The sequence below is a fragment of the Poseidonocella sedimentorum genome (genome assembly GCF_900116005.1).
GTDB lineage: Bacteria > Pseudomonadota > Alphaproteobacteria > Rhodobacterales > Rhodobacteraceae > Poseidonocella > Poseidonocella sedimentorum.
Genome location: NZ_FOYI01000001.1, coordinates 20,428 through 44,909 on the forward strand (window position 1 = coordinate 20,428; position 24,482 = coordinate 44,909).

Annotated in this window: 30 protein-coding genes, 1 tRNA gene and 1 riboswitch; of the genes, 18 read left to right on the forward strand and 13 right to left on the reverse strand. The window is 66.4% G+C overall.

Annotation, left to right across the window (positions count from 1 at the left end):
* Nucleotides 1-6: 6 nt before the first annotated feature.
* Together BM353_RS00100 and surE are read right to left on the reverse strand one after the other, a co-directional pair.
* On the reverse strand, nucleotides 7-651 hold the full coding sequence (locus tag BM353_RS00100; protein WP_092076410.1) for a protein-L-isoaspartate(D-aspartate) O-methyltransferase: 645 nt from the start codon (nucleotides 649-651) through the stop codon (nucleotides 7-9).
* Between the two features lie 13 nt (nucleotides 652-664).
* Nucleotides 665-1,450: a 5'/3'-nucleotidase SurE gene (gene surE / locus BM353_RS00105; protein ID WP_092075393.1), complete on the reverse strand. Its 786-nt coding sequence runs from the start codon at nucleotides 1,448-1,450 to the stop codon at nucleotides 665-667.
* 191 nt (nucleotides 1,451-1,641) lie between these two features.
* Between surE and BM353_RS00110 the strand changes: the two genes are divergently transcribed.
* On the forward strand, nucleotides 1,642-2,031 hold the full coding sequence (locus tag BM353_RS00110; protein ID WP_245759516.1) for a VOC family protein: 390 nt from the start codon (nucleotides 1,642-1,644) through the stop codon (nucleotides 2,029-2,031).
* Between the two features lie 7 nt (nucleotides 2,032-2,038).
* Here the strand turns inward: BM353_RS00110 and BM353_RS00115 are convergent, their stop codons facing one another.
* Complete coding sequence (locus BM353_RS00115; protein WP_092075395.1) at nucleotides 2,039-2,692, reverse strand: SDR family NAD(P)-dependent oxidoreductase; 654 nt, start codon at nucleotides 2,690-2,692, stop codon at nucleotides 2,039-2,041.
* Between the two features lie 130 nt (nucleotides 2,693-2,822).
* Between BM353_RS00115 and BM353_RS00120 the strand changes: the two genes are divergently transcribed.
* Nucleotides 2,823-3,398, forward strand: coding sequence for a biotin transporter BioY (locus BM353_RS00120; protein ID WP_092075397.1), 576 nt, complete (start codon nucleotides 2,823-2,825; stop codon nucleotides 3,396-3,398).
* 66 nt (nucleotides 3,399-3,464) lie between these two features.
* Here BM353_RS00120 and BM353_RS00125 read toward each other — a convergent pair whose 3' ends face one another.
* Both BM353_RS00125 and prfB read right to left on the reverse strand, forming a co-directional pair.
* The gene (locus tag BM353_RS00125) at nucleotides 3,465-4,241 is read right to left on the reverse strand and encodes a DUF2189 domain-containing protein (RefSeq protein WP_092075399.1); all 777 of its coding nucleotides are present in this window, start codon (nucleotides 4,239-4,241) and stop codon (nucleotides 3,465-3,467) included.
* 194 nt (nucleotides 4,242-4,435) lie between these two features.
* Nucleotides 4,436-5,560 (reverse strand): peptide chain release factor 2, encoded by a 1,125-nt coding sequence (prfB, locus tag BM353_RS00130; RefSeq protein ID WP_092075401.1) that lies wholly within the window; start codon nucleotides 5,558-5,560, stop codon nucleotides 4,436-4,438.
* Nucleotides 5,561-5,744: 184 nt separating this feature from the next.
* Nucleotides 5,745-5,852, forward strand: a riboswitch (guanidine-I (ykkC/yxkD leader).
* Between the two features lie 105 nt (nucleotides 5,853-5,957).
* On the opposite strand from prfB, the gene BM353_RS00140 reads away from it, so the two are divergent.
* The 6 genes from BM353_RS00140 to BM353_RS16505 all read left to right on the forward strand — a co-directional run bounded on the left by BM353_RS00140 (nucleotide 5,958) and on the right by BM353_RS16505 (nucleotide 10,650).
* The gene (locus BM353_RS00140; RefSeq protein ID WP_092075405.1) at nucleotides 5,958-7,040 is read left to right on the forward strand and encodes a putative urea ABC transporter substrate-binding protein; all 1,083 of its coding nucleotides are present in this window, start codon (nucleotides 5,958-5,960) and stop codon (nucleotides 7,038-7,040) included.
* Between the two features lie 68 nt (nucleotides 7,041-7,108).
* Nucleotides 7,109-7,921, forward strand: coding sequence for an ABC transporter permease (locus BM353_RS00145; RefSeq protein WP_092075407.1), 813 nt, complete (start codon nucleotides 7,109-7,111; stop codon nucleotides 7,919-7,921).
* Nucleotides 7,918-8,685, forward strand: a complete 768-nt coding sequence (locus tag BM353_RS00150) for an ATP-binding cassette domain-containing protein (protein ID WP_092075409.1) — start codon at nucleotides 7,918-7,920, stop codon at nucleotides 8,683-8,685. Before BM353_RS00145 ends, BM353_RS00150 begins: the two co-directional genes overlap by 4 nt.
* Nucleotides 8,686-8,784: 99 nt before the next feature.
* A complete protein-coding gene (locus BM353_RS00155; protein ID WP_092075411.1) occupies nucleotides 8,785-10,038 on the forward strand; it encodes an agmatinase family protein in 1,254 nt (417 codons plus the stop codon).
* The gene (locus tag BM353_RS00160; protein ID WP_092075413.1) at nucleotides 10,028-10,492 is read left to right on the forward strand and encodes a hypothetical protein; all 465 of its coding nucleotides are present in this window, start codon (nucleotides 10,028-10,030) and stop codon (nucleotides 10,490-10,492) included. The genes BM353_RS00155 and BM353_RS00160 overlap by 11 nt, the downstream gene beginning before the upstream one ends.
* Nucleotides 10,489-10,650 (forward strand): peptidase M23, encoded by a 162-nt coding sequence (locus BM353_RS16505; RefSeq protein WP_143104064.1) that lies wholly within the window; start codon nucleotides 10,489-10,491, stop codon nucleotides 10,648-10,650. The genes BM353_RS00160 and BM353_RS16505 overlap by 4 nt, the downstream gene beginning before the upstream one ends.
* 80 nt (nucleotides 10,651-10,730) lie before the next feature.
* Here the strand turns inward: BM353_RS16505 and BM353_RS00165 are convergent, their stop codons facing one another.
* Together BM353_RS00165 and BM353_RS00170 are read right to left on the reverse strand one after the other, a co-directional pair.
* Complete coding sequence (locus BM353_RS00165) at nucleotides 10,731-11,315, reverse strand: hypothetical protein (RefSeq protein ID WP_092075415.1); 585 nt, start codon at nucleotides 11,313-11,315, stop codon at nucleotides 10,731-10,733.
* A 351-nt stretch (nucleotides 11,316-11,666) separates the two neighbouring features.
* Nucleotides 11,667-11,742: transfer RNA gene (locus tag BM353_RS00170), tRNA-Lys, on the reverse strand.
* Nucleotides 11,743-11,848: 106 nt separating this feature from the next.
* Between BM353_RS00170 and dapF the strand changes: the two genes are divergently transcribed.
* The 10 genes from dapF (at nucleotide 11,849) to uvrC (ending at nucleotide 21,427) form a co-directional block, all read left to right on the forward strand.
* Nucleotides 11,849-12,685 (forward strand): diaminopimelate epimerase, encoded by an 837-nt coding sequence (dapF, locus tag BM353_RS00175; RefSeq protein ID WP_245759517.1) that lies wholly within the window; start codon nucleotides 11,849-11,851, stop codon nucleotides 12,683-12,685.
* Nucleotides 12,682-13,938, forward strand: a complete 1,257-nt coding sequence (mtaB, locus tag BM353_RS00180; RefSeq protein ID WP_092075419.1) for a tRNA (N(6)-L-threonylcarbamoyladenosine(37)-C(2))-methylthiotransferase MtaB — start codon at nucleotides 12,682-12,684, stop codon at nucleotides 13,936-13,938. Before dapF ends, mtaB begins: the two co-directional genes overlap by 4 nt.
* A gap of 74 nt (nucleotides 13,939-14,012) precedes the next feature.
* Complete coding sequence (locus BM353_RS00185) at nucleotides 14,013-14,621, forward strand: glutathione S-transferase (protein WP_092075421.1); 609 nt, start codon at nucleotides 14,013-14,015, stop codon at nucleotides 14,619-14,621.
* A 104-nt stretch (nucleotides 14,622-14,725) separates the two neighbouring features.
* Complete coding sequence (locus BM353_RS00190) at nucleotides 14,726-15,655, forward strand: ABC transporter ATP-binding protein (protein WP_092075423.1); 930 nt, start codon at nucleotides 14,726-14,728, stop codon at nucleotides 15,653-15,655.
* A complete protein-coding gene (locus BM353_RS00195; protein WP_092075425.1) occupies nucleotides 15,652-16,413 on the forward strand; it encodes an ABC transporter permease in 762 nt (253 codons plus the stop codon). The genes BM353_RS00190 and BM353_RS00195 overlap by 4 nt, the downstream gene beginning before the upstream one ends.
* A 117-nt stretch (nucleotides 16,414-16,530) precedes the next feature.
* A complete protein-coding gene (locus BM353_RS00200; RefSeq protein ID WP_092076414.1) occupies nucleotides 16,531-17,328 on the forward strand; it encodes a S49 family peptidase in 798 nt (265 codons plus the stop codon).
* A 4-nt stretch (nucleotides 17,329-17,332) separates the two neighbouring features.
* Nucleotides 17,333-17,503 carry a hypothetical protein gene (locus BM353_RS16805; RefSeq protein ID WP_177220407.1) on the forward strand — a complete coding sequence of 57 codons (171 nt, stop codon included), beginning with the start codon at nucleotides 17,333-17,335 and terminating at the stop codon, nucleotides 17,501-17,503.
* Nucleotides 17,504-17,507: 4 nt separating this feature from the next.
* Entirely contained in the window at nucleotides 17,508-18,443 is a 936-nt protein-coding gene (locus BM353_RS00205; protein ID WP_092075427.1) for a calcium/sodium antiporter, read from the forward strand.
* A 10-nt stretch (nucleotides 18,444-18,453) separates the two neighbouring features.
* Nucleotides 18,454-19,233 carry an SDR family oxidoreductase gene (locus BM353_RS00210; RefSeq protein WP_092075429.1) on the forward strand — a complete coding sequence of 260 codons (780 nt, stop codon included), beginning with the start codon at nucleotides 18,454-18,456 and terminating at the stop codon, nucleotides 19,231-19,233.
* A 289-nt stretch (nucleotides 19,234-19,522) separates the two neighbouring features.
* Nucleotides 19,523-21,427: an excinuclease ABC subunit UvrC gene (gene uvrC / locus BM353_RS00215; RefSeq protein WP_425439373.1), complete on the forward strand. Its 1,905-nt coding sequence runs from the start codon at nucleotides 19,523-19,525 to the stop codon at nucleotides 21,425-21,427.
* Nucleotides 21,428-21,459: 32 nt separating this feature from the next.
* On the opposite strand, the gene BM353_RS00220 is transcribed toward uvrC, so the two are convergent.
* The 6 genes from BM353_RS00220 to BM353_RS00245 form a co-directional block, all read right to left on the reverse strand.
* The gene (locus tag BM353_RS00220; protein WP_092075433.1) at nucleotides 21,460-21,729 is read right to left on the reverse strand and encodes a DksA/TraR family C4-type zinc finger protein; all 270 of its coding nucleotides are present in this window, start codon (nucleotides 21,727-21,729) and stop codon (nucleotides 21,460-21,462) included.
* A 114-nt stretch (nucleotides 21,730-21,843) separates the two neighbouring features.
* Nucleotides 21,844-22,485 (reverse strand): urease accessory protein UreG, encoded by a 642-nt coding sequence (gene ureG, locus BM353_RS00225; protein ID WP_092075435.1) that lies wholly within the window; start codon nucleotides 22,483-22,485, stop codon nucleotides 21,844-21,846.
* Nucleotides 22,482-23,144, reverse strand: a complete 663-nt coding sequence (locus BM353_RS00230) for an urease accessory protein UreF (RefSeq protein WP_245759518.1) — start codon at nucleotides 23,142-23,144, stop codon at nucleotides 22,482-22,484. The genes ureG and BM353_RS00230 overlap by 4 nt, the downstream gene beginning before the upstream one ends.
* Nucleotides 23,141-23,650 carry an urease accessory protein UreE gene (gene ureE / locus BM353_RS00235; RefSeq protein WP_092075439.1) on the reverse strand — a complete coding sequence of 170 codons (510 nt, stop codon included), beginning with the start codon at nucleotides 23,648-23,650 and terminating at the stop codon, nucleotides 23,141-23,143. Before ureE ends, BM353_RS00230 begins: the two co-directional genes overlap by 4 nt.
* Before the next feature lie 142 nt (nucleotides 23,651-23,792).
* Nucleotides 23,793-24,020, reverse strand: coding sequence for a DUF1127 domain-containing protein (locus BM353_RS00240; RefSeq protein ID WP_143104065.1), 228 nt, complete (start codon nucleotides 24,018-24,020; stop codon nucleotides 23,793-23,795).
* Nucleotides 24,021-24,221: 201 nt separating this feature from the next.
* Nucleotides 24,222-24,434: a hypothetical protein gene (locus tag BM353_RS00245; protein ID WP_092075442.1), complete on the reverse strand. Its 213-nt coding sequence runs from the start codon at nucleotides 24,432-24,434 to the stop codon at nucleotides 24,222-24,224.
* Nucleotides 24,435-24,482: the final 48 nt, after the last annotated feature.

The window sequence follows — 24,482 nt, forward strand, 5'->3', positions numbered from 1 at the left end:
GGCCGGTCAGTCTTGTCCCAGCCCTTCCAGCAGGGGCACGAAACGCACCTGCCGGAGCTCGTCGTAGTCATAGCTTGTCTCGCCGGTCCGCGTGACCCGGATCAGCGTCTGCACCGTGTCGGACTGGCCCACCGGCAGGATCATGATACCGCCAATCTTGAGCTGGGCCAAGAGCGGGCCCGGCGGGTCTTCGGCCGCCGCGGTCACGAGGATGCGATCAAATGGCGCCTGTTCGGGCAAACCGTGCGAGCCGTCGGCGGTCATGGTGATGATGGTCGACAGGCCCAGCTCGGTGAAAATCGCCTGCGCCGATTGCGCCAGCCGCCGGTGCCGGTCAACGGTATAGACCCGCCGCGCCAGCTGGCTCAGGATCGCCGCCTGGTAGCCCGACCCGGTTCCCACCTCCAGAACCTTGTCGCGGGGCGAGATCTTGAGCGCCTGGGTCATGAGCCCCACGACCGACGGCTGGCTGATGGTCTGCCCGCAAGCGATGGGCAGGGGCATGTCCTCATAGGCCCTTTCGGCAAAAACCCCGCGCACAAAGGCGCCGCGGTCGATCCGCTCCATCGCCTTGAGCACCGCCTCATCCGTCACCCCGCGCGAGCGCAGGGCAAAGAGGAACTGCATCTTCTGTTCCGCCTCGGCGCTCATCGTGACCGGCCCCTCATTCGAGTCCCCGGAGCGCATCGAGCATGTCATGCGCGGTGAGGTCCGCGCGCATTGGCGTGACGGAAATGTAGCCCTCAAGATTGACCGAGGCGTCGGTGTCCGGCCCCGAGCACTCCTGCTGCGAGCCGCCCACGATCCACAGGAAACGCCGGGTGGCGGGAGACAGCGTCGCCGTCACGCCAAAGCGCCCATGGCCGCGATACCCCTGTGCCACGACGCGCAGCCCCTTGACATCGGCCGCCGCGACGGGCGGAAAATTCACGTTGTAAAACAGCCGGTAATCGCTCCCGCCCGTCCACAGATCCTGCGCCAGAAGCCGCCGGACCGTTTCGGCCCCGTGCTTGCGCGCGGTCTCGAACGGGTCTTCGAGACCTTGCAGGTCCGGGCCGTAATACTGGCTCAGCGCGATTGCGCGGCAGCCCTGAAGCGCCCCCTCCATCGCGCCCCCAAGCGTGCCGGAATAGAGCGCGTTTTCCGCCGAGTTGTTGCCCCGGTTGACCCCCGAGAGCACCAGATCCGGCGCCACGTCGTCAAAGACATCGTGGATCCCCGCGAGCACGCAATCGGCCGGGCTGCCCTCGGCGGCAAAAACGCGCGGCGCGATCTCGGTGATCATCGTGGGCTTGGTGTAGCTGATGCAATGGGCCACGCCCGATTGCTCGAAGGCCGGCGCCACGGTCCAGACCTCGCCCCCGGGCCCCGCGATCTCGTGTGCAATCGCGTCGAGGACCTGTAGGCCCGGCGCGTTGATGCCGTCGTCGTTGGTGATGAGGATGCGCATGGCGTCGCTCGAAGCTCCGGGGCTTGGGGTTTGGCTCATCTCGATTGCTCTGTTCCATAGGCGAGCGGCCGGTGGCGGGCAAGCCGGGCCCGGCGCGCGCGGGCAATATCGGGCCGCTTGGCCGGTATCTGTTGCCCAATGGCACTGATCCGGGCTCTAACGGGCGCGACCACAGCGCGAAAGGGGCGACGATGAGCGGGATGGTACTGGATGCGGTCGGTGTGACCGCGCGCGATATGGGCGCGAGCGTGGCGTTCTATGAGCGTTTGGGCTTTTCCTTTGCGCCCTGGACGGCGCAGGACAAGCACGTTGAGGCCCAGCTCGGCGGCGCGGGCCCGCGGCTGATGATCGATGCGGCGGATCTGGCCGAAGGGCTCATCGGCGCCGCGCCCCGGCCCGCCAACCACGCGCAGTTCGCCTTGCTTTGCGCCGCGCCGTCCGAGGTGGATGCCCGCGTGGCCGCGCTCGCGGAGGCCGGGCACCGGGTCGAAGCCGCGCCGTTCGATGCGCCCTGGGGCCAGCGCTACGCCACCGTGGCCGACCCGGAGGGCTATCTCATCGATCTCTTCGCCGCGCTGTAATCGAGCCTCAGAGCCCCAATTCGGCCAGTATCCGCGCCGCCTCATCGCGCGGATCGGCCAGCGCGTCACGGTTCTCGCCGGGGTGAAACCGCGCCCGCGTCGCCGTAGGCATCGGCTTGGGCGCGAGGATGTCGACGCGCGGGCCCGTGCGCCGGCTCTCCGACTGCCAGCTGCGCGCGAGCGCCATCTGCGCCGCCTTGGTCGCGCCGTAATTGCCGAAAAAGCTCTCTCCGGCGCGCGGATCGTCAAAGAACACCGCCCGCCCCTCGGCCCCCAGGAGCGGCGCGAGATAGACGATCAGGCGCTGCGTCGCATCGGCATTGACCGCCTGCGAGCGTTGCCAGTCCTTCTCGTCGAGATGCTGCGCCGGGGCGAGGGGAGCGGCATGGATCGCAGCGTGGGCCCAGAGATCCACCTTGCCCCAGCGGTCATGGATTCCGCGGCAGAGCGTCGCCATGGCCGCCGCATCGGCGATATCCATCGGCGCGAGCGTGGCGCTGCCGCCCTTGGCCTTGATCCGGTCGTCGAGCTCTTCGAGCGCGCCCGTCGTGCGCCCCACGGCAACGATGTGAAACCGCGGTGCGAGCGCCTCCGCCAGAGCCGCCCCGAGTCCGCGCGATGCCCCGGTGATGAGGGCGATATCCTGTGTGTGGTCCGTCATGGGCTAGCCATTCTCAAATTGCGCGCCATTCTTCAAGGGGTCGCCTGAGGCGAGAGGCGACGCGCGCGCTTGACAATTTCCCGAACCCGGCGGAAGAGTCGCGCAGATTTGGTCAGGGAGACAGCGCATCATGGCACGGCAACAGGTACTCGGCAAAGCGGCAATCGGCTCGGAGGCGCTCATGTGGAAGGCCGCGCTCGTGCTCGGCGGCTCGCTCCTCGTGGCCATCGCGGCCCAGATCACCGTCCCCTTCTTTCCCGTCCCGATGACGCTCCAGATGCTCGCCGTCCTCGTCGTCGGCGCGGCGCTCGGCTTCCGGCTCGGCTCGCTGGCGCTTCTGGCCTACGTCGCCGAGGGGCTCATGGGCCTGCCGGTCTTCTCCAAGGGCGGCGCGGGGCTGGCCCACCTCTTCGGCCCCTCGGGCGGCTACATCACCGGCTTCGTCCTCGCCGCCGCCGTGGCGGGCTGGGTCGCCGATCGCGGCTGGTCGCAGCGCCTGCTGACGCTCATCCCCGGCCTCGCGCTGGCCAGCATCGTGCTCTATATCCCCGGCCTGCTCCAGCTCAAGGTCCTCTCCGGCGCCGACTGGGGCCAGGTCTGGGCATGGGGCGCGGGCCCATTCCTTCTGGGCGACAGCGTCAAGATCGTGCTCGCGGCGCTGATCGTGACCGGTGGCTGGTCCGCCCTGCGCGCCCGCAAACGCTGACGCCCCGACCACCGGGCTTCGACATTTTGCAACGCTCCGCTCCGGACAACGGGGCGGGGCGTTTTTTTATGGCGCCTCGCCGCGCTCCGCCATCAAACTGTAGAGATGCCAGCTCGCATGGCCGAGCAGCGGCAGGGTGAAAAACAACCCCAGGAACGCCGGGATCATCGCCACCAGGGTGAGCACCGCGATCAGCAGCGCCCAGCCCAGCATCACCCCGGGCGCGCGGCGCACCACGCCCACGCTGGCGATCATGGCCGTCACGAAATCGACCTCGCGATCGAGGAGCAACGGCAACCCGATCACCGTGATCGCATAGACCAGAAGCGAAAACCCCGCCCCGACGAGCGAACCCACCCCGAGCATCATCAGCCCCTCGGGCGTGCGATACACCTCAAGGCTCGTGGAGACGTCGATCATGCTCGAATGGCCGAGGAACAGCGCGAAGATCATGTGGGCAAGGAAAAACCAGAAGAGAAACAGGATCAGGATGATAGCGCAGAGCGAGGGCAACTGCCGCCGCCCCTGTCGCAGCACCACCCCGAGCACCGGGCCGATCCCAAGCGGCTGGCCCCGTTCGAGCCGCCGCGACACTTCATAAAGCCCCACCGCGGCAAAGGGTCCCAGAAGCGGAAAGCCGACCGCGGCAAAGACAAGCCAATAGCTCTGGCCCGTCACCACAGTGACCGCCGCCATCACCAGCCCGATCCCGACATAGACCGCGGCGAAAAACAGCCCCCAAAGCGGCGCGCGGCGCAGATCGGATACTCCCCGCCGCAAGGCCTCTGCGATCATTTCCCGCGACACCGGCGCAAAGACCGGCACCCCCGGCAACTCCACCATATGGCTCATTCCTCGCCCCCCTCATCCGCTCGGTCGCGCCGAGCCTAGCCGCTCGAACACGCCCGCAAAAGCGCCAAGGCCGGGACGCAGGCAGGCCCGCCATCACGACGCACCAATCCGAGCCGTTCCGCCGCAGGCGAAACGGGCGAGAGGAATGTCGTGCGCCGAAGGCGCTCCGCTTGACAGGAAAGGGCCTACTCGCCCTGCGCGTCCGCCCGGCTCTTGCCGGCCACATCGAGCGCCAGTGTCGCCGCCATGAACGGATCGAGATCCCCGTCGAGCACGCCCTTGGTGTCCGAGGTCTCGTGGTTGGTCCGCAAGTCCTTCACCATCTGGTAGGGCTGCAACACGTAGGAGCGGATCTGGTTGCCCCAGCCCGCATCGCCCTTGGCCTCGTGGGCCGCGTTGATCTCGGCATTCCGCCGGTCGAGCTCAAGCTGATAGAGCCGCGACTTCAGCGCCTTCATCGCGATATCGCGGTTCTGGTGCTGGGATTTCTCGGAGGAGGTCACCACGATCCCCGTCGGGTTGTGCGTGATCCGCACCGCTGAGTCGGTGGTGTTGACGTGTTGCCCGCCCGCGCCGGAGGACCGGTAGGTATCGATGCGGATATCGGCCGGGTTCACCTCGATCTCGATGTTGTCGTCGACAACCGGATATACCCAGACCGAGGAAAAGGACGTGTGCCGCTTGGCCGCGCTGTCATAGGGCGAGATCCGCACCAGCCGGTGCACGCCGGATTCCGACTTGAGCCAGCCATAGGCGTTGTGCCCCGAAATCTTGTAGGTGGCCGATTTGATCCCGGCCTCTTCGCCCGCGCTCTCGGATTGAAGTTCGACCTTGTAGCCCTTCTTCTCCGCCCAGCGCACATACATCCGCGCCAGCATCGCCGCCCAGTCGCAGCTCTCGGTCCCGCCCGCGCCGGAGTTGATTTCAAGGAAGGTGTCGTTGGCATCGGCCTCGCCGTCGAGAAGCGCCTCGAGCTCCTTCTCCGCCGCGCGCGCCTTCAGCGTCTTGAGCGCCGCCTCCGCCTCGGAGACGACCTCAGCGTCCTCTTCCATCTCGCCCAGCTCGATCAGCTCGATATTGTCCGACATCTCCTGCCGGATGCTCGCGTGGGTCTGCATCGCATCGAGCAGTGACTGGCGCTCGCGCATGAGCTTCTGCGCGGCCTCCGGGTCATCCCAGAGCGTCGGGTCTTCCACGCGGGCGTTGAATTCCTCAAGCCGGTGCGGCGCGGTCTCGATATCCATCCGCTGGGCCAGAAGCTCCAACGACTTTTCAATCTCGGCCACGATGTTCTGGGTCTCTGAGCGCATGTCCGTCCTGCTGATGGCGTTTCAGAGCGGTGTGATATCAAGGCGCGCGGGGCGGAACAAGGTGCTGCGGTGCGCGGGGCGGGCGCTCAAATTTTGGGCGCCGCTGCCCGCTGCGCGCCCGAGGCCCCCCGCGCTGCCGCTCTCCGGCGTTGACAGGTGCGCTTTCGCTCGGGCTGAAATGGTGGTGCAGGGCGCTTAGGGTTCCGTCGCCGCATGGCGAGACTGGTCCGAGAAGCGTCACCCGCCCGGCAAATTCCGGGTGGGCACACGGCGGGCCAAAATCCCGGGAGACTATACTGCGCAGGTTTCGTCCGCGCCCAGATCTCCTTGTTCCGCCAGCGGGCCGCAGACCATCGGATCCTTGGGCGGAACGCAACGACCGACACGGGGGACAGACATGTTTCGCACCACATCTTCGCCGGCCCGGGCCCTGAAGGCATCCGCGCTCGCATTCACCATCGCTGCTGCCGCCATGAGCCCGGCCACCGCGCAGGAAAAGACCGAGTTCAAGCTGGCCTGGTCGATCTACGTCGGCTGGATGCCCTGGGGCTATCTCGACGAAAGCGGCATCATGGACAAATGGGCCGAGAAATACGGCATCACTGTCGATATCGTCCAGATCAACGACTACGTGGAATCGATCAACCAATACACCGCAGGCGCCTTCGACGGCGTCTCGGCCACCAACATGGACACGCTCTCGATCCCCTCGGGCGGCGGGGTGGACACCACCGCGCTGATCGTGGGCGACTATTCCAACGGCAATGACGCGGTGATCCTCAAGGGCGAGGGCGGGCTCGCCGATCTGGCCGGCAAGCCGGTCAACCTCGTGGAGCTTTCGGTCTCGCATTACCTTCTGGCGCGCGGGCTCGACAGCGTGGGGCTCTCCGAGCGCGATCTGGACGGGGTGATCAACACCTCCGACGCCGACATGATCGCCGCCTACGCCACCTCGGACGTCGAGGCCGTGGTGACGTGGAACCCGCTGGTGTCGGAAATCCTCGGCGCCAACCCGGATGCCAACAACGTCTTCGACAGCTCGATGATTCCCGGCGAGATCCTCGACCTCATGGTGGTCAACACCGAAACGCTCGCCGCCAACCCCGATTTCGGCAAGGCCGTTGCGGGCGCGTGGTACGAGGTCATGGGCCTGATGGCGGCGGGCGATGAGGTCGCGCTGACGGCAATGGCCGAGGCCTCGGGCACCGATCTCGACGGCTACACATCCCAGCTCGCCGCGACCGAGATGTTCTATGATCCCGCCGATGCGGTGGCGCAGGCGGCCTCGGAGGACCTGCCCGCGACGATGACCGAGGTGGCCGAGTTCCTCTATGACAAGGGCATCCTCGGGGAGGGCGCGCCAAGCGCCGATTTCGTCGGCGTGGAATATCCCGACGGCTCGGTCACGGGCGACGAAAACAACGTCAGGTTCCGCTTCGACACCACCTACATGCAGATGGCCGCCGACGGCGCGCTCTGAGGCGTGACAGCTTTCGGGGCGCGGGCGGATCGTCGCGCGCCCCGGGGCGCAGAGGGAAGGGGGCAGAGATGCGATTGATCAACCGCAAACCGGGGCGCACGCTCGGGGCCGCGCTGGCCGCGCTGCCCTTCGTGCTGGTGCTCATCGGCTATTCGATCGGCTCGGAAATCCGCCTTTCCGCCAATCCGGCCGACAAGCTCCTGCCCGCGCTGTCGACCATCGGCGAGACCGCCCAGCGACTCTTTACCCAAGGCGATCGGCGCACCGGCGAGATCCTTCTTTGGAAGGACACCGTCGCCTCGCTCACCCGTCTGCTCGGCGGGGTCGGGATCGCGGCGGGCCTGTCGCTGGTGATCGGCATGGCGATCGGCCTTCTGCCCTACGCCCGCCGCTCGCTCTCGGGCTTCGTCGCGGTGCTCTCGATGGTGCCGCCGCTGGCGCTTCTGCCGATCCTCTTCATCGTTTTCGGGCTCGGCGAGGTCTCCAAGATCGTGCTGATCGTGATCGGGATCACGCCCTTCATGACCCGCGATCTTGCCCAACGCGTGCTCGACATCCCGCGCGAACAGATCGTCAAGGCCCAGACGCTCGGCGCCTCCTCGCTCGTCATCGCGCTCCGCGTGGCCCTGCCGCAGATCCTGCCGCGGCTCATCGCCAACATCCGCCTCTCGCTCGGCTCGGCCTGGCTCTTTCTCATCGCCGCCGAGGCGGTCGCCTCCGATGTCGGGCTCGGCTACCGCATCTTCCTCGTGCGGCGCTACCTCGCGATGGATGTGATCTTGACCTACGTCATCTGGATCACGCTGCTGGCCTTCGTGATCGACTGGCTCTTGCGCCAGCTCTCGCGGCGGGCCTTCCCCTGGATGGAGGCGGGGCTATGAGTTTTGTTTCCGTCACCGATGTCTGGCAATCCTACGGCGGGCGGCCGATCCTCGAGCGCGTCAACGTCGAGGTGGAGGAGGGCGCCTTCATCTCCATCGTCGGCGCCTCGGGCTGCGGCAAGTCGACCTTCCTGCGGATGCTGCTCGCCGAAGAGCTGCCCAGCCGCGGCGCGATCCGCATCGACGGCGGCGCCCCGGCGGTGGAGCCCAACCCCGAGCGCGGCGTGGTCTTCCAGCGCTATTCCGTCTTCCCGCATCTCACCGTGCGCGAGAACCTTCTGGCGGGCGAGGGATTCCGGACAGCCCTCGGCCGGCTCGGCGGCGGCGCCCGTCGCGAGGCGCTCGCGCGGGCCGAGGAGACGCTTGCGCGGATCGGGCTGAACCACGTTGCCGATCAGTACCCGGCGAGCCTCTCGGGCGGGATGCAGCAGCGCCTCGCCATCGGTCAGGCCCTCGCCGCCAAGCCCCGCGTCCTGCTGCTCGACGAGCCCTTCGGCGCGCTCGACCCCGGCACCCGCCTCCAGATGCACGGCTTTCTCACCGAGCTGCGCGCCGAGACGCGGATGACGGTCTTCATGGTCTCCCACGATCTTGAAGAGGCCTTCAAGCTGGGCGATCGGGTCCTCGTTTTCGACAAGCCCCGCTGGGACCCGGACGATCCGGGCCTTTATGGCGCGACCATCACCTATGATTTCGATGCCTCCGACGGCGGCATGCCGTTCCAACGCATCCTCGACCGATACCCCTCGCTCGGCCCCGGCTGAGCGAGCCGCCAGCGCGCGCCCCCGGGCCCCGCGCGCACCGGCATCACCAAGGCCCGGAAGCCCGCCCCGCAAGGGGACACGATCAATCAGGAGACAGGCATGTTTTCCGAAGCCGTAAAACGACGCTCCCACCATCCCGCCGATGCCCGCGCCGCCCACGAGGCGCGCACGCGCCGCGCCCACCATCCGGACCTGACAAAGCTCGCGGGCTGGCGGGCGCTCCAGAAGGAGGGCGAGCTGCCCGAAGGCCGCTGGGACGAGGAGCGCCGCTGGGCGCTGCGCATGGGGCTCACCGGCGCCGAGAGCATCGACGACAAGTCGATCCCGACCTTCGCGCGCGGCGAGCTGCCCCATTACGCGGGCATCAACACCTTCCTCAAGGCGCCCTATGCCGAGGATGTGCTGGAGGTCGCCAACTACGACGCGACCGTGCTCGGCATCCCCTTCGACGGCGGCACCACCTACCGCCCCGGCACGCGCTTCGGGCCGCAAGGCGTGCGCAAGATCTCGGCGCTCTACACGCCCTACAACTACGAGATCGGCGTCGATCTGCGCGAACAGATGACGCTCTGCGACGCGGGCGATGTCTTCACCATCCCCGCCAATCTCGAAAAGAGCTTCGATCAGATCAGCCGCGCCGTCTCCCATGTCTTCTCCTCGGGCTCGCTCCCGATCATGATCGGCGGCGATCACTCGATCGGCTTTCCTTGCGTGCGCGGCATCGCCGAATGCACCTCCAAGAAGATCGGCATCGTCCATTTCGACCGCCACGCCGACATCCAGGAAAAAGACCTCGACGAGCGGATGCACACGACGCCCTGGTTCCACGCCACCAACATGCCCAACGTGTCGCCCAAGAACCTCGTGCAAGTCGGCATCGGCGGCTGGCAGGTCCCGCGCGAGGCGGTCAAGGTCGCGCGCGAGCGCCAGACCAACATCATCACCATGGGCGACATGGAGAAGATGGGCATCGACAAGACCGCCGAGATGGCGCTGGAGATGGCCTGGGACGGGGTCGACATGGTCTACATGTCCTTCGATATCGACAGCATCGACTGCGGGTTTGTCCCCGGCACAGGCTGGCCCGAGCCGGGCGGGTTCCTGCCGCGCGAGGCGCTGGCGCTGGCCTCCAAGGTCGCGGCGCAGGGGATCTGCGGGATGGAGCTGGTCGAAGTGTCGCCGCCCTACGACACCTCCGACATCACTGCGCTGATGGGCACGCGGGTGATCGTTGACGTGCTCGGCGCGATGGTGTCCAACGGGACATTGGGCAAGCACAAGGCTCATATCGACAAGCCGGTGACGATCCCGCACGGCGACTTCGAAGGAAAGCGGTGGTCCAATGCCACATGATCACGGGCCCTCGGGGCATCATCATCACGGGCATGACCATCCCCCGCATCACGGCCCCGGCCACAACCACGCCGACGGCGATCATCTGCATTCGCACATGCACCACGCCGACGAGGCCGCCGACCTGCAGGTGCTCGCCACCCAGTTCATCGACGGCTTCGTGCAGGCGCGGGACAAGACGAGCTACCTCAAGCTCGCCGGCGTGCCTTTCGAGCGGCCCGGCGCGGGCGGCGCAACCGCGCTGAAGCTCGTCGACGTGGAGCTCAAGACCGACTGGCAGGTGGGCACCGCGTCCCCCTCCTTCGGCTCGCGCGAGCTCAGTTATCTGCCGTTCCCCGGCGAAATGGTCCGGGAACGCACCAACATGTCGCTTGTCTATGTGTCGATGGAGGAAAAATCGACGCTCGACATCCGCGACTTTCTCTCTCAACGCAAGAAGGACCTCGACACATGACACGCATCCTCGCCGCCACCCTCATCCCGGCTCTCGCCGCTGCGCCCGCCCTTGCCCACAGCGGCCCGCACCTGCACCCCCACGGCATCGACGCCGCCTGGATCGTGGCCGCCGTGGCCCTCGCTGCGCTCGCCGCCGTGGTCTGGTTCCGCCGCTGAGCTCCGCCGCGCCGCTCCGGCGGCGCGGGTCTGCTCCGCCGATATTTCAAAAAGATTTGTCCGGGCCGCGTATCGCGGCCTCAGCGCCGCCGCCGCCCGGCCAGCACGAGCGCCCCGAGCCCCGCCCCGAGGGCCGCGCCCGCACCGGGCAGGGGCACGACCGAGACCTCCGGGGCCTCATAGCGCAACCGCACCGTCAGGAAATCCCCCGGCGCGCTCTGGTTGACCGACGGCGACAGGACGAGCCGCACCACCAGCGCCCCGTCGGTCAGCATCCCCTCGAGCGCGGTCTGCGTGATTGTGACATCCCGGATGAACCGGTCCGCCCCCGGGGTGATCTGTCCCAGACCGTACCCGTCGGCCGAGACCGAAAGATACTCCCCGCTGGAATCGAAATCACCCTCTCCCTTGATCGAGAGCGTCCCGTCCGAGATCGTGGGGGCGAGCCCGGTAAAGGTGTAGGTGAACGGATTCTCCGCCGCGCGGATCGGCTGCGCCGCGTGTGCAATGCGCAAGCTGCGCTCCACGGTCGCTGCCATCGCGGGGGCGCTGACGATGGTCAGCAGCGCAGCGGGCAGGGCGGAGGCAGCCGCGAGCCGCGACATCGCGGCCAGACCCCGTGCGCACCGGCGCCGCGACCGGGCGGCGAAGAGAGAAACTGTCATGCTTGGTCCTTGGTTAAATCGAAAATCCGGGTGGCGCAAACAGGGTGCGGACGATGTAACCAAACTGCATCGAGACTGTCCCGCCCGGAGGCTCCGGTCAATCCCTGAAACGCGTCAACACATTGAAATATTGAGACTCCTTGGCGGCGCGCCAGACACAGGCGCGCAACTCGCCCCGGACGGGATGCGATCAACGCCCGCCCGGAGATCAATCTGGCCGAGGTTTTCCGAAGCGTGAGGGGGAGGAGCTGAATTGGCGCAGTGCCCGCCCGCGCGCCATCCGAGACGGACGGGTCCTGAGAGACGCAGAATGGATCTCCGCAATCTCTGAGCGCAATCGGTTTGGTGCAGTGGTGAGCCGTGCAGGATTCGAACCTGCGACCCACTGATTAAAAGTCAGTTGCTCTACCAACTGAGCTAACGGCCCACTGGAGGCGCTAATTAGAAACGGTTGGCGATGGGGTCAAGCAGAAAACGCGGAAAATTCGCGATGTGCTGGAATAAGATTGGATGACCCTCTATATGCCGCCGACATGGCACCTCAAGACACACAAAACCACAGCTTCATGAAGATGCACGGGCTCGGCAACGACTTTGTCGTGTTCGATCGGCGCATGCAGGGCGGGCTGCCCGATGTGGCGCTGGTGCGGGCGATTGCCGACCGTCATACCGGCGTGGGATTCGACCAGCTTGCGGTCATCCTCGAGGGCGGTGCGGGGGCGGATGCGGAGCTGGTGTTCTTCAATTCCGACGGTTCGCTGTCGAATGCCTGCGGCAACGCCACGCGCTGCATTGCGCGGCATCTGATGGAGGAGACGGGGCGCTCCGATCTTGTCCTGCGGACGGGGCATGGCGATCTTGCGGCGCGCGACGCGGGCGGCGGGCTGACGGCGGTCAATATGGGTGCGCCGCAGCTTGAGTGGCAGGATATTCCCCTTGCCGAAGAGGTGGATACCCTTGATCTTCCGATCGAGGGCGGGCCAACGGCCACGGGCATGGGCAACCCCCATTGCACCTTTTTCGTCGAAGATGCCGACACGGTCGTGCTGGAGCAGTTCGGGCCGCGCTACGAGCATCACCCGCTCTACCCCGAGCGCACGAATGTGCAGGTCGCCAGCGTCATCGGGCCGGACCATCTGCGGATGCGCGTTTGGGAGCGCGGTGTCGGGATCACGCTCGCCTCCGGCTCGTCGTCCTGCGCGACGGCGGTGGCGGCGGCGCGGCGCGGGCTGACGGGGCGCAAGGTGCGGATCGATCTCGACGGCGGCAGGCTGGAGATCGACTGGCGCGAGGACGGGGTCTGGATGACGGGCCCGACGCGGCATGTTTTCACTGGGGAGTTCACCCCGGAATTTCTGGACGCGCTATGACCGCCACACCCAAATTCACCACGCTCGGCTGCCGGCTCAACGCCTATGAGACCGAAGCGATGAAGGCGCTTTCGGCCGAGGCGGGCCTTGGGGATGCGGTCGTTGTCAACACCTGCGCGGTCACCGCGGAGGCCGTGCGCAAGGCGCGCCAGGAGATCCGCCGGCTGCGGCGGGAGAATCCGACCGCGCGGCTCATCGTGACCGGTTGCGCGGCCCAGACCGAACCCGAGACCTTTGCCGCGATGGAGGAAGTCGATGCGATCATCGGCAATTCCGAGAAGATGGCGCCGGAGACCTGGCAAGGGCTGGCCGCCGATTTCATCGGAGATACCGAGCGCGTTCAGGTCGATGACATAATGGCGGTCAAGGAAACCGCGGGCCACCTGATCGACGGGTTCGGCACGCGCGCACGCGCCTACGTTCAGGTCCAGAATGGCTGTGATCACCGCTGCACTTTCTGCATCATTCCCTATGGCCGGGGCAATTCGCGCTCGGTGCCCGCCGGGGTGGTGGTGGACCAGATCAAGCGGCTGGTGCAGCGCGGTTACAATGAGGTGGTGCTCACGGGCGTGGACCTGACGAGCTGGGGCGCGGACCTGCCGATGGCGCCGAAGCTCGGCGATCTGGTGCTGCGCATCCTCAAGCTGGTGCCGGATCTGCCGCGCCTGCGGATCTCGTCGATCGATTCCATCGAGGTGGACCAGGCGCTGATGCAGGCGATCGCCACCGAGCCACGGCTGATGCCGCATCTGCACCTGTCGTTGCAGCACGGGGATGACCTGATCCTCAAGCGGATGAAACGGCGTCATCTGCGCGATGATGCGATCCGGTTCACCGAGGAGGCGCGGCGGCTGCGCCCGGAGATGACCTTCGGCGCCGATATCATTGCGGGATTTCCCACCGAGACGGAGGCGCATTTCGAGAACTCGCTCAAGCTGGTGGACGACTGCGGGCTCACGTGGCTGCATGTCTTTCCCTATTCGCCGCGCAAGGGCACCCCGGCGGCGCGGATGCCGCAGGTTGACGGGCGCGCGATCAAGGCGCGGGCGGCGCGGTTGCGCAGCGCAGGCGAGGCCCGCGTGGCGCGGCACCTTGCGGGCGAGCAGGGCAAGCGCAAGAGCATTTTGATGGAATCCCAGACGCTTGGGCGCACGGAGCAATTCGCTGAAGTCGAATTCACCGACCCCCAGACCGAAGGCGCGCTGATCGAGGCGAGAATCGCCGGGATTACGGGGTCGCGCCTGCGCGCCTGAACAAAACTGTGACTGGACAAGCCGGAGGCGGCGGCGTTTGCTCGGCGGCGAACCTCGCCCGAAGGAGATCGGCCTTGAAGCTCTACCACACCCCGACGTCGCCCTATGTCCGCAAGGTCATGGTCACCCTGATCGAAACCGGCCAGCGCGATGATGTCACGCTCGTGCCCGCTGGGGGCACGCCGCTTGCGCCGGCGGAAGGGTATTCGGCCAAGAACCCTCTGACCAAGGTGCCCGCGCTGGAGCGCGAGGATGGCCCGACCCTCTATGACAGCCGGGTGATCTGCCGGTTCTTCGATCATCGCGCGGGGGCGGGGCTCTATCCGGAGCCGCCGCGTTTGTGGGAGACGATGACGCTGGAGGCCTCGGCGGACGGGATGATCGATGCCGGGGTGGTCATGGTCTATGAGGATCGGCTGCGGCCCGAGCAGCACCAGTACGCGCCCATCGTCGAGGCCCACTGGGCCAAGGTGCGCCAGGTGCTCGACACGGTGGAGAGCCGCTGGATGGCGCATCTGGCGGGGCCGCTCGACGCGGGCCAGATCGCCATGGGCTGCGCGCTCGGCTTTCTCGATCTGCGCCTCGGGGACCGCGGCTGGCGCGATGGCGCGCCGAACCTCGCGGCATGGTACGAGAGCTTCTCCGCGCGCGACAGCATGGTCCAAACCGCGCCCCCGAGCTGAGGGGCAGACCGGCGATGTGCGGGTTCTGTGCGCAAACGCACATAGCCCGACCCTTTTCAGATGGCGGCGAAAGGTCTACCTAGTCGCCAGAAAAGGAGATCACGATGCCGTCGATCGTTTCCGTGCGCGGAGTGCGCAAGTCCTATGACACCGGGTTCGAAGCGCTCAAGGGCGTCGATCTCGAGATCGAGGATGGCGAGATCCTCGCGCTCCTCGGCCCCAATGGCGCAGGAAAAACCACCCTGATTTCAACGATCTGCGGCATCTCGCAGCAGACCGAAGGCACGATCACGGTCGGTGGGCACGACACGCTCAAGGACTTTCGCGCCGCCCGCTCGCTGATCGGGCTCGTGCCGCAGGAGATCGCGCTGGAGCCCTTCGAGCGGGTGGAAAACGCGGTGCGCCTGACGCGCGGGCTCTTCGGCAAACGTCGGGACGATGCGGTCATCGAGAAGATTTTGCGGCAGTTGTCGCTCTGGGACAAGCGCGACAGCAAGATCAACGAGCTCTCGGGCGGCATGAAGCGGCGGGTGCTGATCGCCAAGGCGCTCTCGCATGAGCCTCGGGTGCTGTTTCTCGACGAGCCGACCGCCGGGGTCGATGTCGAGCTGCGCCAGGACATGTGGAACGTCGTGCGGCAACTGCGCGCGGACGGGGTGACGATCATCCTGACGACCCATTACATCGAAGAGGCCGAGGCGATCGCGGATCGCGTCGGCGTCATCTCCGCGGGGCGGATCCTTCTGGTCGAAGACAAGGACGCGCTGATGCGGCGCATGGGCCAAAAGGTGCTTCGGATCGAGCTCGACAGCCCGCTCGGCGCGGTGCCCGAGGCGCTGGCCGACTACGATCTCCAGATCGAGGACGAGGGCCGCACCCTGCTTTATACCTATCACACCGCCGCGCCGCGCTCCGGCATCGGGCGGCTGATCACCGGGCTCACGCAGGCGGGGGTTGCGCTCGCCGATGTCTCGACCGCGCAGAGCAGTCTCGAGGACATTTTCGTCGATCTCGTGAAGGAGAATGCCGCATGAGCCTGCGCGCCGTAAACGCCATCTATACCTATGAAATGCGGCGGTTCTTCCGGACCATGGCCCAGAGTTTCATATCGCCGGTGATCTCCACCTCGCTGTATTTCGTCGTCTTCGGCGGCGCCATCGGCAGCCGCATCGACCAGGTCGAGGGGGTCAGCTATGGCGCCTTCATCGTGCCCGGTCTGGTCATGCTCACGGTCATGACCCAGGCGCTGAGCAACGCCTCCTTCGGGATCTATTTCCCCAAGTTCATGGGCACGATGTACGAGCTTCTCTCCGCGCCGATCTCCTTTCTCGAAATCGTGGCGGGATATGTCGGGGCGGCGGCGACCAAGGCGCTCTTCATCGGCGTGGTGATCATGGTCACGGCGTCCTTCTTCGTGGAGATGCAGATCGCGCACCCGCTGGCGATGGTGGCCTTCCTGCTGCTGACCTGCCTGAGCTTCGCGCTCTTCGGGTTCATCATCGGCATCTGGGCGGACAATTTCGAACAGCTCCAGCTGATCCCGCTCCTCGTCGTCACGCCGCTGGTCTTCCTCGGGGGCTCGTTCTACTCGATCTCGATGCTGCCGCCCTTCTGGCAGACGGTCACGCTCTTCAACCCGGTGGTCTATCTCATCAGCGGCTTCCGCTGGTCCTTCTACGGGCAGGCGGATGTGCCCATCGCGGTGAGCCTGCTGGCGATCGCGGGGTTCACGGCGCTGTGCCTTCTGGTGATCTGGTGGATTTTCCGCACCGGCTGGCGCATCCGGCAGTAGCCCGGCGCGCCTTGCCGTTGCGGCGGGAAGGACACGACGCCCGGTTATTTGCCCCGCCGGCCTCGGCGTTTGGCCTCACACCTTGTTTCGCACCGGGGCGCAATCTACATCGGGGTCATGAAACGGTGGATCCCATTTGTGAAAAACAACCCGCTTGTGGCCGTGGTCCGGCTGCAAGGGGTGATCGCCAGCGGGCCGCGCGCCACGCTCAGTGATGCGGCGCTGGCGCCCATGATCGAAAAGGCGTTCCGGCGGGGCAAGCCCGCGGCGGTGGCGTTGGTGATCAATTCGCCCGGCGGCAGCCCGGTTCAATCCTCGCTCATCGCCGCGCGTATCCGCCGACTGTCCGAGGAGCGTGGCGTTCCGGTGCATGCCTTCGTGGAGGATGCAGCGGCCTCGGGCGGCTATTGGCTCGCGAGTGCGGCCGACAAGATCTGGGTCGATCCGAGCTCCATCGTGGGCTCCATCGGCGTCATCTCCTCAGGCTTCGGCGCCCATGTTTTCCTCGCCCGGCAGGGGATCGAACGGCGGGTCCACACCGCCGGGCGCTCCAAGAGTTTCCTCGATCCCTTCAAGCCCGAAAATGAAGAGGACGTGGCCCGGCTGAGCCGGCTGCTCGACCAGCTCCACGAGACCTTCATCGCCCATGTGCGCGACCGGCGCGGGGATGTGCTCAAACAGGACGAAGCGATCTTCACCGGCGAATTCTGGGCCGGGCAGAAGGCGGTCGATCTGGGGCTCGCCGACGGGATGGGGCACCTGGTGCCCAAGATGAAGGAGCTTTTCGGCGACAAGACCCGCTTTGCCCGCTACGGCATCCGCCGTCCGCTGCTCGCGCGGCTCGGGGCAAACGTGGTCGAAGACGGGTTGGCACAGATCGAGGAACGCGCGGCCTTCGCGCGGTTGGGGCTCTAGTCCCTTGATCATCAAGATCGTCTCACTCTTTCTCATCGGCATGGCGGTGCTCGCCATGTTCGGCCGACTGCGCTTCCCCGGACAGCGGATGCTCAAGGCCAGGCGCTGCGGCGCCTGCGGAAAATTGCGTATCGGCAAGGGGCCCTGCTCCTGCGGCGCGAAAGACAAGGGATAACCGAATGGAATGGGTTTACGCCGGGCTTGGGCTGGTGATCCTGCTGCTGGCGGGCGATGCGTTGGTGCGCGGCGCGGTCAACCTCTCGCTGCGACTTGGGGTGCCGGCGTTGATCGTGAGCCTCACGGTGGTGGCCTTCGGGACCTCCGCGCCGGAGCTTTTGATCGCAATTCAGGCCATCCTCGATGATGCGCCGGGGATCGCGCTCGGCAACGTGGTCGGCTCCAACATCGCCAATGTTCTGCTGGTTCTCGGGATCCCCGCGCTGCTCACGGTGATGCACACCAGCGAGTGCAACACCCGCAGCAATTTCATCTACATGATCGTCGGCACCCTGCTCTTCATGGGCTTCGCCGCGACCGGGACGCTGCTCTGGTGGCATGGTCTTGTCATGCTCGCGGCCCTTGGGTTCGTGCTGTGGCGCGCTGCGCTGAGCGCGCGCAACCACGCCCCCGAAGAGGTGGACGAGGATCTCGAAGGGCTCGACCCGGACATGTCCATGGCGGCGGTGATCTTCTTTCTGGTGATCGGCCTCATCGGCTTGCCGCTCGGCGCCAGCCTGCTGGTCGATAGCTCGATCGTCATCGCCCGCCGCTTTCATGTCCCCGATGAGATCATCGGGCTGACGCTCGTCGCCGTGGGCACATCCTTGCCCGAACTCGCCACGACCGTGATGGCCGCGCTGCGCAAACAGGCGGATGTTGCAATCGGCAACGTCATCGGTTCGAACATGTTCAATCTGCTGGCGATCATCGGCGTCGCTACGTTCGTGGGCCCGATCCCGGTGCATCACGAGTTCTTCGATTTCGACATCTGGGTAATGCTCGCCTCGTCGCTTCTGCTGATCCCGTTCGTGTTCATGGGGCGCAATATCGGCCGGCTCTGGGGCTGCATCTTCGTGCTGCTCTACGGCGCCTACATCGCGCGTCTGCTGATGTGAGGAGAGGGCGATGAGCGCAGCATTGGTAACGGGCGCGGGGCGGCGGCTTGGCCGGGCGATGGCGCTGGCTCTGGCCGATGCGGGCCATGACGTGGCGGTGCATTTCGCGTCCTCCGGCGATGCCGCCGAGGAGACCGCCGGCGAGATCCGCGCCAAGGGGCGCAAAGCCGTCACGCTTCAGGCCGATCTGCTGGACGAAGCGCAGGTCAGCCCGCTGGTGGGCAAGGCGGCGGACGCGCTCGGCGGGCCGCTGACCTGCCTTGTGAACAATGCCTCGGTCTTCGAATATGACAACATCGAGACCGCGACGCGCGAGAGCTGGGACCGGCATCTGGAATCCAACCTGCGCGCGCCATTCGTGCTGACACAGGCTTTCGCGGGCCAGGTGCCCGATCCGCTGGCGGATGCGCACGGCGAGCCGCTGGCAAGGGGGCTCGTGGTCAACATGCTCGACCAGCGCGTCCGCAAGCTCACGCCGGAGTTCATGAGCTACACCATCGCCAAGATGGGGCTCTGGGCGTTCACCCAGACCGCGGCGCAGGCACTGGCGCCGCGTGTGCGCGTCAACGCGATCGGTCCGGGCCCGACCCTGCGCGGGGCGCGACAATCGGAAGAGCATTTCGCCAAACAGCGCGAGAACACCGTGCTCAACCGCGGCTCCAACCCCGAGGATATCACCGCTGCTTTGCTGTATTTTCTCGGCGCGCCCGGGGTGACGGGGCAGCTGATCTGCACCGATGGCGGCCAGCATCTGGGCTGGCAGACGCCAGACATCCGGGGGGTCGAATAGGCCGGCCCGGGGAATGTTGTCCACCCGATAAACACTCCTTACCAGAACGTTACAAAACCTTAATAAAATCAGGGTTTTGCAGCATGTGTCCGAAGATTTTACATCGAAAACAAGCCACTATGGATGTGCTTAAAAACTGTGCAGTTAACGGAAATGTGCCGAATAGCTAGGGAAATCACCTTCGCCGGAAACTTGCCCTCAGGGTTATCCACAGAAACCGTGGACATGTTTTCTCTTGTCTCCGGCGCGTTAAGGTTGCAGCGCCGTGGGGAATCGCGAGGCTGTCGGAATGGCGAGTGAAGAGGGAATGGGCTCGGTGCCTGAGCAAGGATCGGAACAGCGGGCCGCGCCGGCCACGGGCCACGAGGTGATCGCGGGGTATCTGAAGTCTCTCGACGGCTCTCCGGGCGTCTACCGGATGCTCGATGCCCAGGCGCGCGTGCTCTATGTCGGCAAGGCGCGCAACCTGCGCGCGCGGGTCTCCAGTTATGCGCGCCCCACCGGCCACAGCGCGCGCATCGCGCGGATGATCGGCCAGACCGCCTCGATGATGTTCCTCACGACGCGCACAGAGACCGAGGCGCTGCTGCTCGAACAGAACCTGATCAAGCAGCTGAAGCCGCGCTTCAACGTGCTCCTGCGCGATGACAAAAGCTTTCCGAACATCCTCGTGACCACCTCGCACCCCTATCCGATGATCAAGAAACATCGCGGGGCCAAGCGCGAGAAAGGCGCATACTACGGGCCCTTCGCCAGCGCCGGCGCGGTCAATCGTTCGCTCAACCAGCTGCAAAAGGCGTTCCTGCTGCGAAACTGTTCCGATTCGATGTTCGAAAGCCGCACGCGCCCCTGTCTGCTCCATCAGATCAAACGCTGCAGCGCGCCCTGTGTCGGCAAGATCAGCGAGGCGGACTATGCCGATGCGGTACGGGATGCGGAGCGGTTCCTCGCAGGCAAATCGACGGCGATTCAGGAAAAGCTCGCCGAAGAGATGACGGCGGCCTCCGAGGCGATGGAGTTTGAGCGCGCGGCCGCCCTGCGCGATCGGATCCGCGCGATGACCCAGGTCCAGACGACGCAAGGCATCAATCCGCGCGGCATCTCGGAGGCTGACGTGATCGCGCTGCATCTTGAGAACGGGCAGGCCTGCGTTCAGGTGTTCTTTATCCGCGCGAACCAGAACTGGGGCAACCGCGATTTCTATCCGCGCACGGGCGAGGGCGGCGAGGCGGCAGAGGTGCTCGAGGCCTTCCTGGGTCAGTTCTATGACAGCAAGGAGCCGCCACGCCAGATACTCCTGTCGCATCCCATTGATAACATGGACCTTATGGAAGACGCGCTGGCCCAGAAACGGGGCCGCAAGGTCGAGATCCTGATCCCCCAGCGGGGCGAGAAGGCCGAGATCATGGCGGGAGCTGCGCGCAATGCCCGCGAGAGCCTCGCGCGGAAGATGTCCGAAAGCGCCACCCAGGCGAAGCTGCTGACCGGGCTCGCCGAGGCCTTCGGGCTCGAGTCAGCGCCGGAGCGTGTGGAGGTCTATGACAACTCGCATATTCAGGGCGCGCATGCGGTCGGCGCGATGATCGTGGCGGGGCCGGAGGGCTTCCTCAAGAGCCAGTATCGCAAGTTCAACATCAAGGGCGAGGAGCTCACCCCGGGGGACGATTTCGGGATGATGAAGGAGGTGCTCGGGCGGCGATTCAAACGGCTCCTGAAGGAGGATCCGGACCGGGAGAAGGGGCTCTGGCCCGACCTTCTGCTGATCGATGGCGGCGCGGGACAGGTCTCGGCGGTGGCGGAGATCATGGCCGAGCACGGGGTCGAGGAAATACCGATGGTCGGCGTGGCCAAGGGGGTGGACCGGGACGCGGGGAAAGAGGAGTTTCACCGCCCCGGCGCGCGGCCTTTCGCGCTGCGCCACAACGATCCGGTGCTCTACTTCATCCAGCGATTGCGCGACGAGGCGCACCGCTTTGCCATCGGCACGCACCGCGCCAAACGGGCCAAGGCGGTCAGTGCGACACCGCTGGACGATATCCCCGGCGTGGGCGCGGCGCGCAAACGCGCGCTCCTGTCGCATTTCGGCTCGGCCAAAGCGGTGAGCCGGGCGGGGCTTGCCGATCTCAAGGCGGTCGAAGGGGTCTCGGAAGGGCTCGCGCAGAAGGTCTACGACTTTTTCCACGACCGCGGCTGAGCGTGTGACCCCGGCAGACAGCGCCGCGGAGGCTACTTCAACTGGCTGTCCTTGGAGCCGCGCCGGTTGATCCCGCCGCGGCGGTCGGGGCGCGCATCGCGCTCGGACTGGCAATCAATGCAGAGCTTGACGCCGGGGATCGCGGCTCGGCGCGGTTCTGGGATCGGCTCTTCGCACTCGGCGCAGTGCGTCAAGCTCTCGCCCGAGGGACCACGCCGCGATTGCAGCCGCCGCAGTTCATCTTGCAGGGACGCATCAATTTGATCGTTCACCGCCTCATCGCGGGTCCAGCCACCAGCCATGTTCAATCCTCCTTCTTAGAAGATTGGGGTTCCTGCGCCCTTTGACAAGGGCACAGCCCGCGGGGCGGTGGCGCGGAAAATGATCGATCATTTTCCGTCTCGTTTTCTGATCGATCAGAAAACGGCGGCCGTGGGTGCGGGCAGTTCTAGTCCTCCGATCTGATGCAGGAGGGAGAGGATCGTAGGGGTGCCGGTTCCGTGACGCAGGGCGGCGAAGACGAAGGGGCGGCCGTCGCGCATGCGGGTGGCGTCCCGGTCCATCACTTCGAGCGAAGCGCCCACGTGGGGGGCGAGGTCGGTCTTGTTGATCACGAGGATGTCGGAGCGGGTGATGGCAGGTCCGCCCTTGCGGGGGATCTCCTCGCCTGCGGCCACGTCGATGACGTAGATCGTCAGGTCCGCGAGTTCAGGGCTGAAGGTGGCCGAGAGATTGTCGCCGCCGCTCTCGATCAGCACTGCGTCGAGGTCCGGGTGGCGCCGTTCCATTTCGGCCACCGCCGCGAGGTTGATCGAGGCGTCTTCGCGGATCGCCGTGTGTGGGCAGCCGCCGGTTTCCACGCCGATCACCCGGCTCTTGGGCAGGATCTGCATCCGCATCAGGGCCTCGGCGTCTTCCTGGGTGTAGATGTCGTTGGTGATGACCCCGATCGAGAGGACTGGGTGCAGCGCGCGGGCGAGCTCGGCGGTCAGTGTGGTCTTGCCGGCGCCGACGGGGCCGCCGATACCGATCCGCAGGGGGCCGTTCATTTGTGTCATGTGCGAAAGAGCCTCGTGGCTTGGGTTTCGTGGCGCATGGCGGCGATATCGGCCAGCCACGTGGTGCTGGAGAGGGCGTCGTCCTGTGCGCATTCGGCGGCGTCGGCCTGGGTTTCGATCAGCGGCACTAGGGCGGTGAGCACGCGTTGCCCGTCAGTCTGGCCGAGCGGCACCAGACGAAGTGCGGCGGAGGTGAGGTTGGCGGCGAAGGCCTGGAGCGCCATGCGCAGGGTCAGCCGCAGCGGCAAGCCTTCGCGTGCGGCGGCGGTGCCGAGGGCGACGGGGTAGGGCTGCGCCGCCTTCGGGTGGTCCCAGACGGCGGCGGTCGTCCGGGCGAAGGCCTCACCCTGCTGATCGGCTTCGAAACGGCGTTCGGCGGAGGCGGCGAAGGCGCGGGCGCGCTCGGAGATGTCGTGCCGCGCGGCGTCGTTTTCTGCGCGGTAGGCGCCCGCGAGGAAGATCGCGTCGGACCATGCGCTGCCGTGGGTGAGGAGGTCTTCGAGCCAGGCTTGGAGATCATCGGCGGAGGCGATGGCCCCGTCGGCGATGGCGCGTTCCAGCCCATGCGAATAGGCGAAGGCCCCGACCGGGAAAGCGGGGGAGAGCCATTGCGCGAGGAGCAGCGCCGCGCGCTCTGGGGGCATCGGGGCCGGGCTCATTCGGGGGCCGCCTCGGTGTCGTGGCCGTGGGCGTGGCCGTGATCATGCGTGTGGCCGTGATCATGTCCGTGGGTGCGGCCGTGGCCATAGGCGCCGCCCTCGGGCGTGAAGGGGGCGGTGATCTCGGTCACCTCGGCGCCGATGCGCTCAAGCATGTCGCGGATCACGTGGTCGCGGCGGATCAGAAGGCGGGCGGGCTCGATCTGGCACGGGGTGTGGCGGTTGCCGATGTGCCAGGCGATGCGCGGCAGGTCGGCGCCGGTCACCGCAAGAAGCGGCTCGGGCCGGGCGAGGATGGCGATCTCGCCGCCGCCTTCGAGCAGGAGAACGCCGCCGTGGTCGAGGGAGGTGGTCTTGGGAAGATCCACGAGCAGGCGCCGCCCGTCGTCGAGCGGCAGCACGCGGCGGCGCAAAAAGCGCCCTTCGTAGTCGAGCGCCACCGTTCCTTGCGGGGCCGTGTCGTGGGGGTGGCCGTGATAGCCGCGGGCAATCAGGTCTTGGGTCATCTCTGCCCCTCGCTTTGATGCGTCGGGGACAAGGGGGAACCCCTGCGGCGCCCGAGCGGCGCGGCGATCTCGCCGCACGCGCTCATAGGGCGGACCTTCGCCTCAGCCGGGCCCGGACAGGCCGGGCGCGGGGATGGCGGGGTCAGATGTAGTAGGAGGTGCCGAGCACGCGATGCGGGATCTCCTCGCGGGTCATGCCGAGCTTGGCCAACTCGCTGTCGGTCATCGCTTCGAGCGCCTGAACTTCGCGGACGTTGCGGTTGGCTTCGCCGATCAGGACGAGAAAATTGCCCACCGCGGCGGCGCAGCGTTGGACGCCCATCACGAGCGACGTGACCGGAGACGTGGATTTTTGTGCGATAGTCGCCATTGGAAACCTCTGGGTAATGGTCAGGGTCCCCTCCCTGTCGCCCAGTGTAGGCCGGGATTGCGGGCGGGACCATGCGCGTTCGCGCAACCCCGGGTTTCGCCAGACGCAAGGCGGCACCGGGAGCGATGCGATTTGGCGCGGTGAAGGGGTATGGCCTGCCCGGGCGCAGCGCCAACAGGCGCGTGCGCGACGGGCAGGGACTCAGAAGGCCAGACGGTGCTCGACGAAGACCCGCTGGGCAATGCCGTTGCGCTTGAGGCCGCGCGCGGCGAGCTGGGTGTCGGACAGTTTGCGAAGGTCTTCCACCTGCCGGAACTGCTCTCCGGCGACGCTTTGGCGCGCCAGGCCGCGCATCACGCCGTCGAACGCACGGGTGAGGCTGCTGAGCAGGGAGGTGGTGAGGAACGGTTTCATGAGTTTTCTCGAACTTGAGGTTACGTTTCACTGTGGTTTTGGTGGCGC

What these genes read in the sequence shown, in the direction of transcription:
- BM353_RS00140 (WP_092075405.1), top strand. Translation starts at nt 5,958, where the DNA reads ATGTTTCGCACCACATCTTCGCCGGCCCGGGCCCTGAAGGCATCCGCG.
- BM353_RS00115 (WP_092075395.1), bottom strand. Translation starts at nt 2,692, where the DNA reads ATGACGGACCACACACAGGATATCGCCCTCATCACCGGGGCATCGCGC.
- BM353_RS00100 (WP_092076410.1), bottom strand. Translation starts at nt 651, where the DNA reads ATGAGCGCCGAGGCGGAACAGAAGATGCAGTTCCTCTTTGCCCTGCGC.
- BM353_RS00125 (WP_092075399.1), bottom strand. Translation starts at nt 4,241, where the DNA reads ATGGTGGAGTTGCCGGGGGTGCCGGTCTTTGCGCCGGTGTCGCGGGAA.
- BM353_RS16505 (WP_143104064.1), top strand. Translation starts at nt 10,489, where the DNA reads ATGACACGCATCCTCGCCGCCACCCTCATCCCGGCTCTCGCCGCTGCG.
- surE (WP_092075393.1), bottom strand. Translation starts at nt 1,450, where the DNA reads ATGCGCATCCTCATCACCAACGACGACGGCATCAACGCGCCGGGCCTA.
- uvrC (WP_425439373.1), top strand. Translation starts at nt 19,523, where the DNA reads ATGGCGAGTGAAGAGGGAATGGGCTCGGTGCCTGAGCAAGGATCGGAA.
- ureG (WP_092075435.1), bottom strand. Translation starts at nt 22,485, where the DNA reads ATGACACAAATGAACGGCCCCCTGCGGATCGGTATCGGCGGCCCCGTC.
- BM353_RS00160 (WP_092075413.1), top strand. Translation starts at nt 10,028, where the DNA reads ATGCCACATGATCACGGGCCCTCGGGGCATCATCATCACGGGCATGAC.
- BM353_RS00150 (WP_092075409.1), top strand. Translation starts at nt 7,918, where the DNA reads ATGAGTTTTGTTTCCGTCACCGATGTCTGGCAATCCTACGGCGGGCGG.
- BM353_RS00200 (WP_092076414.1), top strand. Translation starts at nt 16,531, where the DNA reads ATGAAACGGTGGATCCCATTTGTGAAAAACAACCCGCTTGTGGCCGTG.
- BM353_RS00245 (WP_092075442.1), bottom strand. Translation starts at nt 24,434, where the DNA reads ATGAAACCGTTCCTCACCACCTCCCTGCTCAGCAGCCTCACCCGTGCG.
- BM353_RS00195 (WP_092075425.1), top strand. Translation starts at nt 15,652, where the DNA reads ATGAGCCTGCGCGCCGTAAACGCCATCTATACCTATGAAATGCGGCGG.
- prfB (WP_092075401.1), bottom strand. Translation starts at nt 5,560, where the DNA reads ATGCGCTCAGAGACCCAGAACATCGTGGCCGAGATTGAAAAGTCGTTG.
- BM353_RS00190 (WP_092075423.1), top strand. Translation starts at nt 14,726, where the DNA reads ATGCCGTCGATCGTTTCCGTGCGCGGAGTGCGCAAGTCCTATGACACC.
- BM353_RS00230 (WP_245759518.1), bottom strand. Translation starts at nt 23,144, where the DNA reads ATGAGCCCGGCCCCGATGCCCCCAGAGCGCGCGGCGCTGCTCCTCGCG.
- BM353_RS00120 (WP_092075397.1), top strand. Translation starts at nt 2,823, where the DNA reads ATGGCACGGCAACAGGTACTCGGCAAAGCGGCAATCGGCTCGGAGGCG.
- dapF (WP_245759517.1), top strand. Translation starts at nt 11,849, where the DNA reads ATGGCACCTCAAGACACACAAAACCACAGCTTCATGAAGATGCACGGG.
- mtaB (WP_092075419.1), top strand. Translation starts at nt 12,682, where the DNA reads ATGACCGCCACACCCAAATTCACCACGCTCGGCTGCCGGCTCAACGCC.
- BM353_RS00110 (WP_245759516.1), top strand. Translation starts at nt 1,642, where the DNA reads ATGAGCGGGATGGTACTGGATGCGGTCGGTGTGACCGCGCGCGATATG.
- BM353_RS00210 (WP_092075429.1), top strand. Translation starts at nt 18,454, where the DNA reads ATGAGCGCAGCATTGGTAACGGGCGCGGGGCGGCGGCTTGGCCGGGCG.
- ureE (WP_092075439.1), bottom strand. Translation starts at nt 23,650, where the DNA reads ATGACCCAAGACCTGATTGCCCGCGGCTATCACGGCCACCCCCACGAC.
- BM353_RS00220 (WP_092075433.1), bottom strand. Translation starts at nt 21,729, where the DNA reads ATGGCTGGTGGCTGGACCCGCGATGAGGCGGTGAACGATCAAATTGAT.
- BM353_RS00205 (WP_092075427.1), top strand. Translation starts at nt 17,508, where the DNA reads ATGGAATGGGTTTACGCCGGGCTTGGGCTGGTGATCCTGCTGCTGGCG.
- BM353_RS00145 (WP_092075407.1), top strand. Translation starts at nt 7,109, where the DNA reads ATGCGATTGATCAACCGCAAACCGGGGCGCACGCTCGGGGCCGCGCTG.
- BM353_RS00155 (WP_092075411.1), top strand. Translation starts at nt 8,785, where the DNA reads ATGTTTTCCGAAGCCGTAAAACGACGCTCCCACCATCCCGCCGATGCC.
- BM353_RS00165 (WP_092075415.1), bottom strand. Translation starts at nt 11,315, where the DNA reads ATGACAGTTTCTCTCTTCGCCGCCCGGTCGCGGCGCCGGTGCGCACGG.
- BM353_RS00240 (WP_143104065.1), bottom strand. Translation starts at nt 24,020, where the DNA reads ATGGCGACTATCGCACAAAAATCCACGTCTCCGGTCACGTCGCTCGTG.